Raw genomic sequence first — 16,035 nt, 5'->3', positions numbered from 1 at the left:
GGCGCGATCGTCGTCTCGACGACCTCGAGGTCCAGCGCGACGGCCAGGCCGACGGCCTCTTCGAGGCGCACGTTCGGGTCACGCGCCTCGAGAGCCGATTGGCCGCGCGTCGGGCGCACGGGATGGATCACGAACGCCCGCAGAACCGGGACGGCGTGGTCGATGGATTTCGAAGTGGATTTGGTCAAACGCTAGGGATCAATCGTCTTGATCAGCGCTCGGCTCGTACAGTTGCACGGGCTGGGCCGGCATGATCGTCGAAATGGCGTGCTTGTAGACCAGCTGGGACTGGCCGTCGCGGCGGAGCAGAACGCAGAAATTGTCGAACCAGCTGACGACGCCCTGCAGCTTCACGCCGTTCACCAGGAAGATGGTCAGCGGCGTCTTCGACTTGCGCACGCTGTTCAGGAAAGTGTCCTGAAGGTTTTGTTTTTTCTCGGTCGACATGGGGATTCCCCTCTTATTGTTTCGGAGGGCCACACGCCCCCCACACAAACAAGTTCAGACTAAAGCATTTTTCGCCGGTTGGTATGACCAATCCGCGAAGAAAGTGCGCTAACGCGCTTAAACCTAGACTATCGATCTAGATCGCGGCCGCCTTGGCCCGCTCGATATAGAGACGCCGAAGCCGCGTCGCCACCGGCCCCGGCTTTCCATCGCCGACCACGGCGCCGTCGACGCTGACGATCGGCAGCACCAGTGTGCCGGCGCCGGTGATGAAGGCCTCCCTGGCGGCCTTGGCCTCTTCCACGGTGAATGGCTGTTCCGAAACCGGCAAGCCGGCCTCGGCGATCACCTCCAGCAGGCTGGAGCGGGTGATGCCGCGCAGGATGTTGGCCTGTGTGTCGCGTGTGCGCAGGCGGCCCTCGGCGTCGACGATCCAGGCGTTGGACGAGGCGCCTTCGGTGACCAGTCCCAGCTCGTCGACGAACCAGGCCTCGACCGCGCCACGCTCGCGGGCCGCCTGCTTGGCCAGGGCGTTGGGCAGCAGCCCGATCGACTTGATGTCGCAGCGGCCCCAGCGGTTCTCCGGCACGGTGATCACCGACTGGCCCTTGGCGGCCTTGGCCTCGGCCGCCACGCGGTCGACCGACTTGGCGGTCACCACGACCGACGGCGGCACGGCGGGATTGGGGAAGGCGTGGTCGCGCGGGGCGGTCCCGCGGGTGACCTGCAGATAGACCATGCCTTCGCGCACCTTGTTGCGGCRGATGGCTTCGCGCAGAACCACGGTCAGGGCCTTCTCGCTCATCGGATGGGCGATGCGCAGCGCATCCAGGCTGCGCCACAGGCGGGTGAAGTGTCCGGCCGCGTCGGCCAGCTTGCCGCCGAACACCGCCCACACCTCGTAGACGCCGTCGGCCAGCTGGTAGCCGCGGTCCTCGATATGCACGACGGCTTCGCCATGGCGGACAAAGCGGCCGTTGACGTAGGCGAAACGCGACATTCTTAAGTTCCCTTCAAGGCACCCACCGAGCACCGACACACACTCAACCCGCTCATCCCGGCGAATGCCGGGACCCAGATCCCATAGCGGTGTGGCTGATTGGAAGAGCTCAGCGCTCTTGGCGTCAGCCCGTCGGCCATTCCATCTGGGTCCCGGCATTCGCCGGGATGAGCGGAGTTTTGTTACTCTTCCTCTTCGACTCGTGCACCCGCGACGCCCAGGGATTTGAGTTTCCGGTGCAGGGCCGAGCGCTCCATGCCGATGAAGTTGGCGGTGCGCGAGATGTTGCCGCCGAACCGCAGGATCTGGGCGTTCAGATATTCCCGCTCGAACAACTCGCGGGCCTCGCGCAGCGGCAGGGCGATGATCCGCTCGGCGCCGATGGCCCCGGCGTTGCCGCCGGTCGGCTGTTCGTTGGCGTTGAGCATCTCGGCGGTGATCAGATCGCCGGGTTCGCCCGAGGCCAGGATCAGCATCCGCTCGACGTTGTTGCGCAGCTGGCGGACGTTGCCGGGCCAGGCCTGGACTTGGAGCGTGGCCAAGGCGTCCTCGCCCAGCCGCCGGYGCTGCATGCCGGTGGCCTCACCGATCCGCTCGATGAAGTAGCTGATCAGCTCGGGGATGTCCTCGCGACGCTCCGACAGGCCCGGCACGCGGACCGGCACCACGTTCAGCCGGTGGAACAGGTCCTCGCGGAACCGCCCGGCGGCGATCTCTTCGCGCAGTTCGCGCGAGGTCGACGAGATCACCCGCACGTCGACCTGGACGTCGTTGTCGCCGCCGACCCGGCGGAAGCGCTGCTCGACCAGGACCCGCAGGATGCGGCTCTGGGTCTCGCGCGGCATGTCGGCCACCTCGTCGAGATACAGCGTGCCGCCGTGGGCGCGTTCGAACACGCCGATCTTGCGCGGACGGCCGTTCTCGCCCTCCTCGCCGAACAGTTCGACGTCCAGGCGCTCGGGGGCCATGCCCGCGGCGCTGACGGCCACGAACTCGTTGCGCAGCCGGGCGCTGGAGCCGTGGATCAGCCGGGCCACCAGCTCCTTGCCCGAGCCGGGCGGACCCGAGACCAGCACGCGGCTGTTGGCCGGGGCGACCTTGGCGATCAGCTGGCGCAGGGCCTGGGCCGCCGCCGACTTGCCCATCAGGCCGTCGGAGCTGAAGCTCTGAACGCGCAGGCGGCGGTTCTCGCGCTTGAGGTTGGCGGCTTCCAGCGCCCGCTCGACCACCAGCAGCAGCCGATCCGACTTGAACGGCTTTTCCAGGAACTCGTAGGCGCCGCGCTTGATGGCGCTGACGGCGGTCTCGATGTTGCCGTGGCCCGAGATCATGATCACCGGCAGGTCGGGATCCAGGCCCTTGACCATGTCGAGCAGCTCAAGCCCGTCCATGCCGCCGCCCTGCATCCAGATGTCCAGAACCAGCAACGCGGGCTTTCGGGCCCGCAAGGCGGCCAGCGCCTGGTCGGAATCGGCCGCCACCCGGACCGCGTAGCCCTCATCCTCCAGGATGCCGGCCACCAGTTCGCGGATATCGACCTCGTCGTCGACCACAAGCACGTCAGCGCTCATATCATCTCCTCTACGCCGTTCTGGGCGTTGGCGGCGGCGAGCCGCGCGGTCGTGGGGAACTTCAGGATGACCCGGGCGCCGGTTCCGTGCAGCGCGTCGGTCAGGACCAGTTCGCCTTCGTGGTCCTCCATGATCCGCTTGACGATCGCCAGCCCAAGGCCGGTGCCCTTCTCGCGGGTCGTGACATAGGGTTCGGTCAGACGGTCACGGTCGCGGGCCGGCAGGCCCACGCCGTTGTCCTCGACCACCAGGCACAGGTGCTCGTCGTCCGAGACCAGGCTGGCGACGATGCGGCCTGTCGGCTCCGGCGAAGCCTGTCGGCGAGCGCCGACCGCCTCGCCGGCGTTCTTGAGGATGTTGGTCAGGGCCTGGCCGACCATCCGCGCATCGCAGCTGACCCAGACGTCCTCGCCCGGCTCTTCCAGCACCACCTCGGTCTCGCTGTCGACGAAGCGCTGGGCGAACACCGCCTGGCGCAGCATCTCGGCCAGATCGGCGGGCGCGAAGCGCGGCGCGGGCATCCGGGCGAAGGACGAGAACTCGTCGACCATCCGGCCGATGTCGCCGACCTGGCGGATGATGGTCTCGGTGCAGCGGTCGAAGGTCTCCAGATCGCTGGTGATGTCCTTGCGGTATTTGCGGCGGATGCGTTCGGCCGACAGCTGGATCGGGGTCAGCGGGTTCTTGATCTCGTGGGCGATGCGGCGGGCGACGTCCTTCCAGGCGGCGTTGCGCTGGGCGGCCATCAGCCGGGTGATGTCGTCGAAGGTCAGAACCAGGGTCTCGGCCGCGTGACCGGCCCCGCGGAAGCGCAGCCGCCGGGTCTCGCCGCCGCGGATCACGTCGATCTCGACCTCGGCGTTGGGACGGCCGCCGGTGATCTCCTGGATCACGGTCTCCAGTTCCGGTGCGGCCTGGATCAGCGGCTGGCCCACGGCGTCATCGGTCAAGGCCAGAAGATCGCCGGCCCGACGGTTGAGGGCGGTGATCCTGCCCTCGGCGTCCAGGCCCACCACGCCGGCGCTGACGCCGGACAGCACGGTTTCGATGAACTGTCGGCGCGACTCGGCGTCAAGGCTGGCGACCCGCAGAGCCGCCTGCTGGGCCTGCAGGTCGGTGGTCATCATGTTGAAGGCCACCGACAGGGCGCGGATTTCCTCTGGCCCGATCTCGACATCGACACGGGCGTCCAGGTCGCCGGCCGAGACCCGGCCCGCCGCCTGCACCAGGCCCGAGACCGGCGCGGCGATCGAGTTGGCGGCGGCGATGCCCACCCAGACGGCGGCGACCAGAACCAGCAGCGCGGTCTCGATGTAGCTGAGGCCGAAGATCACCTGGATCCGGTTCTGGTTCTTGGCGGCCTCGCGATACGAGATCAGCGATTCCTCGGACTCGATCAGGTGGGCCAGGATGCCCTTGTCGATCGGCCGGGCGATGTAGAGATAGGCGTCCGGGAAGGCCTTAAGGCGATACAGCGCCCGGAACAGGTCTTCCTCGACGAAGCGCTGCGAGGTGATGTCGCCGTCGTCGGTCCGCCGGAAGCTCGACGGCGGCGGGGCCAGGAACGGCGGTGCGGCGTCGGACTCCGCCCGCGCCAGGATCCGGCCGTCGCGGTCCAGCACATAGGCGGCCGAAAAGCCGTTGTCGTCGGCCAGGCTGCGCAGGAAGTGCCCGAAGGCGACGGGCGAATCGGCCAGGGTCGGGGCGGCCTGGTTCAGGGTGCCGGCCATCGGCCCGACATGCTGGCTGATATACTGGGTCTGCTCGGTGACGTAGGAGCGCGCGACGGTGGCGGAATTCTCGACCACGGTGCGCACGCGCTCGCTGAACCAGGCGTCGACGCCGCGGTTGACCAGCACGCCGAAGAACAGGGCCACGATCACCGCGGGGGCGACGGCGGCCACCGAGAACAGGCCCACGAATCGCAGATGCAGGCGCGCGCCGGCGTCGCTGGCCCGCGCATCGACCAGGTCCAGCAGTCGCCAGCCGACGATCCCGGCGATGCTGAGGATCAGGGCGAGGTTGAACCCCAGGACGACGAGGATGATCGTGGTCGCGGGTCCGATCGGGCCCGTGGCGGGTGGTGAGGAGGCGAGGAAAACCGCCGTGGCGGTCAAGGCTATGGCCAGGCCGTAGGCGCCGCCCAGCGTGAAGCGCGACCGCAACAGCTCTCGCCACCAGGCCCGGCTGAACCGGGTCGGCGGTCCTTCAAGTTCCAATACGGACGGAACGGACGCCATTGACCAAGTCTAAGGGGGACTGTGCCCCAAACTCAACAGGTATGTGCCAATTAAGCGTCAGCGGTGCGTTACAACGCGTTCATCCGCACGCAAGACTCCCCATCCCGCCCGAAAACCGGACGGAAAGTCTCGCGGCTGAGATTCTAGCGCCGGCCGCGCGTCATCTCGACGCCCAGGTCCTGGATCTTCTTGCGCAAGGTGTTGCGGTTGAGTCCCAGGATCTCCGCGGCCCGCACCTGATTGCCACGCGTGGCCGACAGGGTCAGCTGGATCAGCGGACGCTCGACCTCCTGCAGCACGCGGTCGTAGAGACCGGCGGCCGGCACGCCGTCGGGCTGGTCGGCGAAGTGCGACGACAGGTGGCGCTCGACCAGGCTGGCCAGGGTGACCGGACCTTCGTCGGCGTGAGCGGCCGGAGTGTGGTCCTGCAGTTCGCGATCGACGATGCGGGCGGTGATCAGCTCCTCGGCGTAGAGGGCGCACATCCGCCGGATCAGGTTTTCCAGCTCGCGCACATTGCCCGGCCAGGCATGGGTCTTCATCCGGTCCAGGGCGCTGGAATCGATGGTCTTGGACGGCAGGCCCTCGCGGGCGGCGCGCAGCAGGAAGGTGCGGGCGAGGTCCGGAATGTCCTCGGTGCGGTCGCGCAGCGGCGGCAGGCGCACGGGCGCGACGTTGAGGCGGAAGAACAGGTCTTCGCGGAACAGGCCCTGCTGGATCAGGCCGCGCAGGTCGCGATTGGTGGCGGCGATGATCCGAACGTTTGGACGGCGGCCGGTCTTGGGATTGAGCACCGGCTCGGTGCCGTCGATCACCCGCAGCAGGCGCGTCTGGGCGTCCAGCGGCATGTCGCCGATCTCGTCCAGGAACAGGGTGCCGCCGTCGGCCTCGATCAGCCGGCCCTGGTCGCCCTCCCCGCGTCCGAACAGCTCGGTCTCGACCCGCTCACGCGGCACGGCGGCCAGGTTGATGACCACGAACTTGCCGTCGCGACGGCGGCCCAGCTCGTGCAGGGCGCGAGCCACCAGCTCCTTGCCGGTGCCGSTCTCGCCRAKGATCAGCACCGTCAGGTCGGCGCCGACCAGGCGGGCGATGGTGCGATAGACCTCCTGCATCGGGGCCGAGCGGCCGATCAGCGGCAGACGCTCGTCCCGCATGGCCCGGGCCTGGGCCTTGGACGCCTCGGCGTCGGCCGGCCGCGACAGGGCCCGGCGGGCGGCGGCGGTGACGTCGTCGAGGTCGAAGGGCTTGGAGACATATTCGAACGCGCCCGCGTCGGCGGCGTTGACCGCCGTCAGCAGGGTGTTCTGGGCGCTCATCACGATGATCGGCAGCTTGGGCCGCTCCTTGCGGATGCGCGGCAGCACGTCGAACACGTTCTCGTCGGGCATCATCACGTCTGTGACGATAAGGTCGCCCTCGCCGTCCATCACCCACTTGAGCAGGGTGGTGGCGTTGCCCGTCGCCCGGACCTGATAGCCCAGCCGGGTGAAGGCCTGGCTGAGCACCAGACGCACCGAGCTGTCGTCGTCGGCGATCAGGATCTTCTTGCTGGCGGCGTTCATGCGTGGGCGTCTCCAGTGGAGGGGGCAAGCTTTCCGGTCGCCATCGGCAGCAGCACGCGGAACACCGTGCGGCCGGGCTCGGATTCGAAGTCGATCAGTCCGCCGTGGCTGGTCACCAGCTTGGTGACCAGCGCCAGGCCCAGGCCGGTGCCGTTGGCCTTGGTGGTGACGAAGGGCTGGAACAGGTGGTCGCGCAGGCTCTCGGGCACGCCGGGGCCATTGTCCTCGACCCGGATCTCGATGGGCGCGCCGGCCGAGGCCTTGCCGTCGGCGCCGCGCACTCGAACGCCAGGGCGCCAGGCGGTGTGGATCGACAGGATGCCCAGGCCGTCGCCGCGCATGTGGGCGGCCTCGGCGGCGTTCTTCACGAGGTTCAGGAACACCTGGATCAGGTGGTCCTCGTCGCCCCAGACGTCGGGCAGCGAGGGGTCGTAGTGCTCCTGCAGCGCCAGGCCGTCGGCGACGCCGTTGACGACCAGGGCGCGGACGCGGTCCAGCACCTGGTGGATGTTGACCGCCTCGCGCGGACCCGGAACCTCGTCGGAGAAGGCCTCCATGCGGTCGACCAAGCGGCGGATGCGGTCGGTCTCGTCGACGATCAGCTGGGCCAACGGCTGATCGGCGGCGCTGGCGCCGGTCTTCAGCAGTTGGGCCGCGCCGCGGATGCCGGCCAGCGGGTTCTTGATCTCGTGGGCCAGCATGCGGCCCAGGCCGACCACCGAGCGCAGGCCGGCTGCGTCGGAGGCCCGTTCGACGCCCAGCACGCCCTTGACATGCAGCGTCAGCAGCACCGAGCCGTCGCCCAGCGGCGCGGCGGCGCCGTCCGCCTCGAACGGCGGCTGGCCGAACAGATTGACCTCGACCCCATGCTCGCGGACCAGGGCCCCTTCGAAGAGGGCGCGGTCCATCATCGAGACCAGCACCGAGCCTGGCGGCAGGGCGGCGCGGAACCGGCCGCGGGCCAGCAGCGACAGGCCTTGGCCGAACAGCGCCTCGGCGGCCTCGTTGACCGCGACCAGAGCCCCCTCGCGGTCGACCACCAGGGCGGGCTCGGGGCTGAGATCGAAGGCCGCGGTCTTCAGGCTGTCGGAGACCTTGGTCGGGGACATGCGGGCGTGATCGGTCATGCGGCCAGTCTCCTTCCGTCCAGCCACAGGGCGGCCAGGCCGTCCTCGATCGCGGCGGGATCTTCCAGCCGGCACAGGGTGGCGCGGGCGGCGCGACGCGCTTCCTCGCTGTCAGGCCACGGYGCGGCCTCGATGTAAGAAGCCAGGTGCTTGCGGAACATCTTCAGGCCGACGCTCTGGCCGTAGAAGTCCAGGCTGCGGCGGAAATGGGTGACGGCGATGGCCAGGCGCTCCTCGGCGTCCGGCTCGCGGAAGCCCTCGCCCCGCAACGCCGCCTCGATGGCCTGGGCGATCCAGGGGCGGCCATAGACGCCGCGTCCGATCATCACGCCGTCGGCGCCGGATTGATCCAGGGCCTGGCGAGCGGTGTCGCCGTCGACGATGTCGCCGTTGACCAGCACCGGCACGCCGACCGCCGCCTTGACGGCGGCGACGGCCTCCCAGTCGGCCTCGCCCTTGTAGAACTGGCAGCGGGTGCGGCCGTGGACGGTGATGGCCTGGGCGCCGGCGTCGACGGCCCGGCGGGCGATGTCGGCGGCGTTGCGGCTGTCGTCGTCCCAACCCAGGCGCATCTTGACGGTGACCGGAACGTCCACGGCTTTGACGGCGGCGGCGACCAGGGCTTCGGCCAGGTCCGGTTCGCGCATCAGGGCCGAGCCCGAGGCCACGCCGCCGGTGACTTGCTTGGACGGGCAGCCGAAGTTCAGGTCGATGATCTGGGCCCCGGCGTCGGCGGCCATCCGCGCGCCCTGACCCATGAAGCCGGGATCGCGGCCGACCAGTTGCACGACCATCAGCGGCAGGCCCTCGCCCACCGCGGCGCGGCGCACGGCTTCGGGCCGCCCGCGCGCGAACTCGGCGCAAGCCACCATCTCGGTCGCCACATAGGCCGCGCCGAGGCGGGTGGCGGTTTCTCTGAAAGGCAGGTCCGAGACACCCGTCATCGGTGCGATCCACACACGCCCGGGCACCTCGACCTTGCCGACTGCGAGACTGTTGCTCATTTTATATGCATCCCCACCGCACTGTTTTTAGGCAATTTGTGCGGCGCAGTAAAGGCTCTATCTCTGGACAAGTTTCGGTGCACGGCTAAACAGCCCTCATGACCTTCTCCGCCGTCATCGTCGCCGCCGGTTCCGGGACCAGGGCCGGCCCTGGCCAGGCCAAGCAATGGCGTGCTCTGGCGGGGAAAACCGTGCTGCGCTGGTCGGCCGAAGCCTTGCTGTCCGGTGGCGCACAAAAGCTTGTGATCGTGGCGGATCCTGACGCGCGGGCGACGCTGGAGAGCGCCCTGACGGGGCTGTCCGGCTGGACGACGACGCCCGGCGGCGCGACTCGCGCCCTTTCCGTCCAGGCCGGTCTCGCGGTCCTCGCCGACCGGCCTGCGGAAGAGCCGGTGCTGATCCACGACGCCGCGCGACCCTTCCTCGGCGCCGCAACAATTCAGGCTGTGCTGAAGGCCCTCGACGACGCCGATGGCGCGATTCCGGCCTTGCCCGTCGCCGATACGCTGAAAAGCGGGGCGCTCGACGCGGCCGTTGTCACGAAACCGCGTAACGATCTGTGGCGCGCCCAGACCCCCCAGGCCTTCCGCCGAAACCGGCTGCTGGCGGCCTACGCCGCCTGGACGGGTCCGGACGAACCCACCGACGACGGCCAGGTGGTCGAGCGCCACGGCGGCCGCGTAGTGGTCACGCCCGGCGACCCGATGCTGATGAAACTGACCTATCCGGAGGACTTCGCCATGGCCGAGACGTTGGCGGGCCGCGCGCGGATCACCCGCATGGGCCAGGGCTTCGACGCCCATCGCTGGGGACCCGGCGAATCCGTCTGGCTGTGCGGCGTCGAGATCGCCCACGATGAGACCTTGATCGGCCATTCGGACGCCGACGCCGGCCTGCACGCCCTGACCRACGCCATCCTGGGCGCGATCGGCGAAGGCGACATCGGCGACCACTTCCCGCCCACCGATCCGCAATGGAAGGGCGCGTCCTCGGACAAGTTCCTGATCCATGCCGTGGATCTAGTCCGTCAACGCGGCGGAACCTTGGTCAATGTCGACGTGACGCTGATCTGCGAGCGGCCGAAGATCAAACCGCACCGCGCGGCGATGCGTGAGCGCCTGGCTCAGATCCTCGACTTGCCGCTCGACCGGGTCAGCGTCAAGGCGACCACCACCGAGGGCATGGGCTTCACCGGCCGCGGCGAAGGCTTGGCCGCCCAGGCGATCGCCGTGGTCGAGACGCCGGGCTAGGTGTCAGGGCGAAGATGGGGACACTCACTCACCCCATCCACATTGCCATTCGACCGCTGACCGTGGTGTGAGTGTGTGTCCCCGCCTCAAGGCGCAGGAGTCTCCGATGTTCCCGCTCGAAATCCAGACCCTGGCCCGCCTGCTGATCGACGAGGCGCGGGAGAAGTCCCTGCGGCTGGTCACGGCCGAGAGCTGCACCGGCGGCCTGGTCGCCGGTGCGATCTGCAACATTTCTGGCGCCTCCGACGTCTTCGAGCGCGGCTTCGTCACCTACACCAACCGCGCCAAGTCCGAGATGCTGGGCGTGCCGGGCGACCTGATCGCCGACCACGGGGCGGTGTCCGAGGTAGTGGCGCGGTGGATGGCCGAGGGCGCGCTGGAGGCCAGCAATGGTCACGTCGCCGTCTCGATCACCGGCGTGGCGGGTCCCGGCGGCGGCTCGCCGCTGAAGCCGGTTGGCACGGTGCATTTCGCCGTGGCCCGCGCCAATCGCTCGGTCATCCATCGGCACGAACTCTTCGACGGCGAGACGCGCGAGGGCGTGCAGCTGGCCGCCGTGCGGACGGCGCTGGAAATGCTGCGCGAGGCGGTCGCCTAGATGCCCGAAGCCGCCCCCAGCGACTGGCGGCGGTTCGTCGGCCTGGAGCTGTCCCGAGCCGCCCTGGCCAAGGCCGTCACCCGCAAGACCGAGTTGCGCCACGCCATCCGGGTGTCGGCGGCGGTCGTCGCCGCCTATGCTCTCGCCACTTTGCTGCGGCTGCCGCAGGGCTATTGGGCGGTGTTCACCGCCGTGATCATCGTCCAGTCGAGCCTCGGCGCGACCATCACCGCCTCGATCGAGCGGCTGATGGGCACGGTCGTCGGGGCCGCTGTCGGCGCGGGGGCCGCCATGCTGCACGCCCGCTGGCCCGACGCCGGCGGCCCGATCCTGGCGGTCACCGCCGCCCTGCTGGCCTTCCTGGCCGCCGTCCGACCGGCCTTCAAGGTGGCCCCGGTCACCGCCGTGATCATGCTGATCGGCACGACGACGCACATGGATCCGCTGGTCGCCGCCTTCCTGCGGACGGCCGAGATCACGGTCGGCAGCGTGGTGGGCATCGCCGCCACCCTGCTGATCTTCCCGGCCCGGGCCCACGCCACAGTGATCGACAACGCCAACACGGTGGCCGGCCTGCTGGCCGACCTGCTGGAGCACTACGCCCTGAAGCTGAAGGGCGGCGCGACCGAGCTGGACGCCCGCGCCGCCTATGACGACACGTTGAAAGCCCTGTCCAAGCTGCAGACCGCCATGACCGAGGCCGACCGCGAGAGCGCCAGCAAGCTGAGCGACCATTCGGTGACCGACGCCCTGCCCCGCACGCTCTGGCGGCTGCGCAACGACAGCGTGATGATCGGCCGGGCGTTGCGCGAGACCTTCCCCTCGCCGGGCCTAGCCCTGCCCTCGGCCGCCATGCTGAACGCCAGCGCGACTTTCCTGCGAGCGTGCGCGGCCTTGCTGTCGGGCGGTCCGCGCCCGGATCGTCTGGCCTTCGCCGAGGCGCACCAGGCCTTCCAGAGCGCGGTCGAGACCCTGCGGGCCGGCGGCGGCACCCGCGCCTTGGGCTTCGACGACGCCGCCCGGGTGTTCGGCCTGGTGTTCGCCATCGAGAACCTGTTCGGCAATCTCGGCGACTTCGAGGAGCGGGTCGAGGAGACGGTCGGCAAGCGGGCTTAGGCGGCTTGACCTGGGGTTGGCGGAACGCTGGTCCGCCACTAGTTAGGGTCCATGTCCACTCTGGCCCTCACCGTCTTTCAAGGTCGCTCCGGCGATCGCAATCCGCGCGGCGTCGCCGGCGCCCTGGCGGTCGGCGCGGCGCTCGAAGCCCGTCTGGGCCTCCGCGCCGAGCGCGTGGGCGTTCAGGCGCCGCCGCTGGCGGCCGGATGGTCCGAAGAGCTGGAGGCGGCGCGTCCCGGACTGGACGCCCTGGCCGCGCGGCTGGACGCGGTGCTGGCCGACGGCAAGGCCTCGCTGGTCGCCCAAGCACGCTGCGCCGCCTCGATCGCCGCCCTGCCCGTCGTGCTGCGCCATCATCCCGACGTCCTGATCGTCTGGTTCGACGCCCACGGCGACTGCAATCAGCCCGCCCATTCCACCACGGGCTATCTGGGCGGCATGGTCCTGACCGGGGCCGCGGGCGTCTGGGAGACGGGGCTGGGCGAAGGGTTGAACCTGGCCGATGTCGTGCTGGTCGGGGCTCGGGACCTGGATGCGTGCGAGGTCGCCCTGATCGCCGCCGGCGGGCCGCGCGTGGTGGCGGCCGGCCCCGGGATCGCGCAACGCCTGGCCGCCGCGATCGGCGACCGCCCGGTCTATGTGCATCTCGACTGCGATGTGCTGAACCCGGGCCTGGTCCCCACCGAATACAGCGTCGCCGACGGCCTGAGCTTCGCCGACCTGCGCGAGGCCGGCGTCGTCCTGGCCCGCAATCGGGTGATCGGCCTGGAGATCGCCGAGTTCGAGGACGTCTTCGCCCAGACGGGCCAGCCCGGCGACGTCGAGGCCTTGCTCGACGCGCTGGCGCCGCTGCTGGAGCGGCTGGCGACCTACCCCGCCAGGTAAGGCTTGTAGCTCTTTTCCTCGACGATATCGGAGCCGACCAGGGTGTTGATCTGGCGCTTCACGGCGGCGCGGCGGTCGTTGTCGATATAGACGCGGCGGGCCAGCGCGACGAACTCGGGTCCGAAGTCCTGGCGGCGTTCGCAGTCGCGCTTGCCGTCCTCGATGTCCCACAGGGCGGCGTTGATCTCGGTCAGCTGGGTGATCAGATCCTCCAGCTCCGGCGAGTGCTGGAGTTCACGCGCGGCGGTCTCCTCCAGCAGGGCCAGTTCGGCCTGGACGTTGGCCTCCTTGGCCGGATCGCCGATCCGCAGCGCCTTGACCCTCAGGATGGTGATCTTGTCGATCAGTTCGCCGGCCGAGACGGGCGCGAGGATGGGCATTTTAGGAAACTCCGGCGATCAGGCGTTGCAGGGCGGCGTCCACCACATCCAGCGGCAGGGCGGCCATGTCCTGTCCGTAGTCTTCCGCGACCAGCAGCTCAAGGCGCGTCGCGGCGGGACGGAACTTGGCGGCCTTGCGATGGTCCTGCTGCAGCGACAGCAGCGGCGCGCCGCCGGCCGCCAGCATGTGGCCCGGGCCCGCGTCGTTGGCGACGGCGGCGGTCAGGCGGCCGGCCAGGGCGATGGCTAGCAACGGTCCTTTCACGCTGGTGAAGCCGTCGGTGCGGTCCTTTTCCGGGAACAGGGCCTGGGGAACCGCCGCGCGCGCGATCTCCAGATCGGCGGCCTCGTCGGGACCGAAGAAGAACACCGCCTTGCGGCCGGACGCCTCGATGCGCCGGGCCAGGTCGAGATAGCTTTCCAGCGGCCAGCGGCGGTCCTGGCCGCCAGCCCCGGGGGCCAGGCCGACATAGACCGGACCGCCAAGGCGGGCGGTCGGCAGAAGGGCGCGGGCCGCATCCGTGGCGGCGGGATCGGACAGAGCCAGGGGACGCGGCGCTCCCGCGCCGTCGCTGGCCAGGAACAGCAACCGCGCCAGGCGATCGACCACGGCGGCGGGCCAGTCCGGCTTGCGGGCCTGGGCGGCTGCGGAGATGAAGCGCCCCTTGGCCGCCCGTTTCGCCACCAGGCTGCGGCGCAGGTTCTCCTGGGTGTCGATCACCAGGTCGAAGGTCCGGCCGCCGAACGGCTTGACCCACGGCAGGGCGTCCAGCGGCTTGGCGCCGGTCGGTCCGTCGGTCAGGATTTCGTCGATATAGCCCGCGACCACGGGCTTGAGCGGCCCGGCGTACATCGTTCCCCCCTTGGCCGCGCACCAGGTGATCCGGGCCCGAGGGAAGGTCTCGCGCAGGCCGGCGATGAAGGGCAGCTTGATCAGGCTGTCGCCGAGGATCTCGCCCATCGAATAGATCAGGATCGTCTGGACCATGGCCGGGCTTAAGCCGCCGGCCCCGCGGCGGTCAACGGCCCTCTGCCTGATGTGAGTGTTCACTTGCATTCCGGTCGCGGCGTGCTAGCTTCACCTCATGAACGCCAAGCCAAAGATCGAACGCGCCGCCCTCGAGGTCTTCGTCGACCGCGGCGTCGACGCGGCCACCACCAAGCTGATCGCCGCCAAGGCCGGGGTGTCGGAAGGCGCGATCTATCGTCACTGGAAGAGCAAGGACGAGCTGGCTCTCGGCCTGTTCATGGCCACCCACCGCCGGCTTTCGGACCTGATCACGGTCAACGCCGACCTGGCGACCGGCATCCAGGCCAAGGCCGCCGCCGTGGTTCGCGCCTATTGCACGGTGGCCGACGAGGACTGGCTGCTGTTCGCCTTCCATCTGCTGCAGCTGCATCACTTCCTGCCCTATTATCAGGAAGACGGCCGCGACCCGGTGACCATGGTCGAGGGCCTCATCAAGCGGGCGATGATGRACACCGAGCTGCCGCCGGGCGACCCGCGCGTGGTCGCCGCCATGGCCATCGGCGTGATCACCCAGACCGCCCAGAACAAGGCCTACGGCCGCCTGGGCGACGACGCTCTTTCGGCTCACGCCCCCTTGATGACCGCCGCCGTCCAGGCTGTGCTGTCCGCGCGATAACCCCTCACCCGCTCTAGGAAAACCGAACCATGCGCAGCGCGCTGTTCAACGCCTACTATTGGGTTCTGTCGATCTTCTACGGCCTGTCGGCCGCCCTCTCCGCCCTGCTCCCGGGCCGCAAGCCGATCGCCTTCGCCCTGCGGCTCTACAGCCAGCGGATGATCTGGGCGCTGCGCACCTTCGCCGGCGTCCGGATCGACCTGAAGGGCCAGGAGAACCTGCCCAAGGGCGCCTTCATCATCGCCGCCAAGCACCACAGCTGGGGCGACGGCTTCGTGATGTTCGCCAATGTCGACAACCTCAGCTTCGTGACCGGCGACCACCTGGAGAAGTTCCCCCTGGTCGGCCAGATCCTCAAGAAGTTCGGGGCCATCGTGGTCGACAGCTGCGGCGGGCCGGAAGCCCGCAAGGCGTTATCGKCCAGCGCCGCCCAGGTGGCCGCCGAGGGGCGGCGCATCCTCATCTATCCGGAGGGCCACCTGGCCGCGCCGGGCGAGCGGTTCCGCTACCGCACCGGCGTCTACTACATGAGCCAGGACTTCGGCCTGCCGGTCGTGCCGGTGGCGACGAACCTGGGCTGCTTCTGGAAGCAGACCGACAAGAAGAAGACCCCCGGCCAGGCCACGGTGGAGTTCCTGCCGCCGATCCCGCCGGGCCTGTCGAAGGCCGAGTTCATGGCCAAGATGGAAGACGTCATCGAAACCCGCACCAACCAGCTGATCGCCGAGGCGCGCGGCGAGCCGGTGAAGCCGTCGGTGCTGGTGGAATGGAACGGGCGCAAGAACGTGGCGACGCGCCCTGCCGAAGCGGCCGCCTGACCGTGCTGACCCTTATTCTGAGCGAGATGGCTTTAGCGCTCGTGGTTTACTCAATCGCGCGATGGGCCGGGTTGCGGCCTCGCGCGATCCAGTTTCCGCTCGTGCTCGCGTCCGCCCTGCCGCCGCTTTTCGACGGAGCCTTGGGGGAAATGTTTCGGATAAACCCCGGTGCGCAGCCTGTTCATCCCGCGTGGGTGCTCGACGCGCTCTGGTACGCATTTCACGCCAGCATCGTCCTCGGCCTGGCGGCTATCATCTTGGCGAAGGGCTACAGAATTCCGGCCGCCGTGTTCGCCCTGCCCCAGATTCCATTGACCTGGCTTCTCGGTTTTCTAGGGGTGATGCAGGTCACCGGGAACTGGATTTAGGTCACAGCTCGACCGTACAC

Annotated in this window: 16 protein-coding genes and 1 pseudogene; 7 read left to right on the top strand and 10 right to left on the bottom strand. The window is 69.2% G+C overall.

Annotation, left to right across the window (positions count from 1 at the left end; all coding sequences use genetic code 11):
- From AC1DZ6_RS04890 to dusB, 8 genes and pseudogenes are all read right to left on the bottom strand, one after another.
- Positions 1–188 (bottom strand): annotated as a pseudogene (locus AC1DZ6_RS04890) (GTPase HflX); the annotation flags it as partial.
- 10 nt (positions 189–198) lie between these two features.
- The gene (hfq, locus tag AC1DZ6_RS04885; RefSeq protein ID WP_012286640.1) at positions 199–447 is read right to left on the bottom strand and encodes an RNA chaperone Hfq; all 249 of its coding nucleotides are present in this window, start codon (positions 445–447) and stop codon (positions 199–201) included.
- Positions 448–583: 136 nt separating this feature from the next.
- Positions 584–1,447 (bottom strand): D-amino-acid transaminase, encoded by an 864-nt coding sequence (locus AC1DZ6_RS04880; protein WP_477096068.1) that lies wholly within the window; start codon positions 1,445–1,447, stop codon positions 584–586.
- Positions 1,448–1,629: 182 nt separating this feature from the next.
- Positions 1,630–3,018, bottom strand: a complete 1,389-nt coding sequence (ntrX, locus tag AC1DZ6_RS04875; RefSeq protein ID WP_477096067.1) for a nitrogen assimilation response regulator NtrX — start codon at positions 3,016–3,018, stop codon at positions 1,630–1,632.
- Complete coding sequence (locus AC1DZ6_RS04870; protein WP_477096066.1) at positions 3,015–5,258, bottom strand: sensor histidine kinase NtrY-like; 2,244 nt, start codon at positions 5,256–5,258, stop codon at positions 3,015–3,017. Before AC1DZ6_RS04870 ends, ntrX begins: the two co-directional genes overlap by 4 nt.
- Before the next feature lie 143 nt (positions 5,259–5,401).
- Positions 5,402–6,823, bottom strand: a complete 1,422-nt coding sequence (locus AC1DZ6_RS04865) for a sigma 54-interacting transcriptional regulator (RefSeq protein ID WP_477096065.1) — start codon at positions 6,821–6,823, stop codon at positions 5,402–5,404.
- Positions 6,820–7,950 (bottom strand): two-component system sensor histidine kinase NtrB, encoded by a 1,131-nt coding sequence (locus AC1DZ6_RS04860; RefSeq protein ID WP_477096064.1) that lies wholly within the window; start codon positions 7,948–7,950, stop codon positions 6,820–6,822. Before AC1DZ6_RS04860 ends, AC1DZ6_RS04865 begins: the two co-directional genes overlap by 4 nt.
- Positions 7,947–8,954: a tRNA dihydrouridine synthase DusB gene (gene dusB, locus AC1DZ6_RS04855; RefSeq protein ID WP_477096063.1), complete on the bottom strand. Its 1,008-nt coding sequence runs from the start codon at positions 8,952–8,954 to the stop codon at positions 7,947–7,949. The genes AC1DZ6_RS04860 and dusB overlap by 4 nt, the downstream gene beginning before the upstream one ends.
- 98 nt (positions 8,955–9,052) lie before the next feature.
- Here dusB and AC1DZ6_RS04850 point away from each other — a divergent pair, with 98 nt between their 5' ends.
- The 4 genes from AC1DZ6_RS04850 (at position 9,053) to AC1DZ6_RS04835 (ending at position 12,803) form a co-directional block, all read left to right on the top strand.
- Positions 9,053–10,204, top strand: a complete 1,152-nt coding sequence (locus AC1DZ6_RS04850) for a bifunctional 2-C-methyl-D-erythritol 4-phosphate cytidylyltransferase/2-C-methyl-D-erythritol 2,4-cyclodiphosphate synthase (RefSeq protein WP_477096062.1) — start codon at positions 9,053–9,055, stop codon at positions 10,202–10,204.
- 106 nt (positions 10,205–10,310) lie between these two features.
- A complete protein-coding gene (locus AC1DZ6_RS04845; RefSeq protein WP_477096061.1) occupies positions 10,311–10,802 on the top strand; it encodes a CinA family protein in 492 nt (163 codons plus the stop codon).
- Positions 10,803–11,918, top strand: a complete 1,116-nt coding sequence (locus tag AC1DZ6_RS04840) for an FUSC family protein (RefSeq protein WP_477096060.1) — start codon at positions 10,803–10,805, stop codon at positions 11,916–11,918. It begins immediately after the preceding gene.
- A 51-nt stretch (positions 11,919–11,969) separates the two neighbouring features.
- Positions 11,970–12,803: an arginase family protein gene (locus tag AC1DZ6_RS04835; RefSeq protein ID WP_477096059.1), complete on the top strand. Its 834-nt coding sequence runs from the start codon at positions 11,970–11,972 to the stop codon at positions 12,801–12,803.
- Here the strand turns inward: AC1DZ6_RS04835 and AC1DZ6_RS04830 are convergent.
- Positions 12,788–13,183, bottom strand: a complete 396-nt coding sequence (locus tag AC1DZ6_RS04830; RefSeq protein WP_477096058.1) for a DUF6165 family protein — start codon at positions 13,181–13,183, stop codon at positions 12,788–12,790. The two genes, AC1DZ6_RS04835 and AC1DZ6_RS04830, sit on opposite strands and share 16 nt — an antisense overlap.
- Before the next feature lies 1 nt (position 13,184).
- Complete coding sequence (locus AC1DZ6_RS04825; protein ID WP_477096057.1) at positions 13,185–14,171, bottom strand: glycosyltransferase family 9 protein; 987 nt, start codon at positions 14,169–14,171, stop codon at positions 13,185–13,187.
- 97 nt (positions 14,172–14,268) lie between these two features.
- Here AC1DZ6_RS04825 and AC1DZ6_RS04820 point away from each other — a divergent pair, with 97 nt between their 5' ends.
- Genes AC1DZ6_RS04820 through AC1DZ6_RS04810 form a run of 3 tightly spaced genes read left to right on the top strand, consistent with a single transcriptional unit; the run spans position 14,269 to position 16,015 of the window.
- Positions 14,269–14,829 (top strand): TetR/AcrR family transcriptional regulator, encoded by a 561-nt coding sequence (locus tag AC1DZ6_RS04820; RefSeq protein ID WP_477096056.1) that lies wholly within the window; start codon positions 14,269–14,271, stop codon positions 14,827–14,829.
- Positions 14,830–14,858: 29 nt separating this feature from the next.
- A complete protein-coding gene (locus AC1DZ6_RS04815; RefSeq protein WP_477096055.1) occupies positions 14,859–15,647 on the top strand; it encodes a lysophospholipid acyltransferase family protein in 789 nt (262 codons plus the stop codon).
- 2 nt (positions 15,648–15,649) lie between these two features.
- Positions 15,650–16,015, top strand: coding sequence for a hypothetical protein (locus tag AC1DZ6_RS04810; protein ID WP_477096054.1), 366 nt, complete (start codon positions 15,650–15,652; stop codon positions 16,013–16,015).
- Positions 16,016–16,035: the final 20 nt, after the last annotated feature.

The organism is Caulobacter sp. P1_B12_2, from assembly GCF_056406675.1.
Note: the sequence above shows the minus strand (reverse complement) of the source record. Positions and strands in the feature narration are given on the sequence as shown.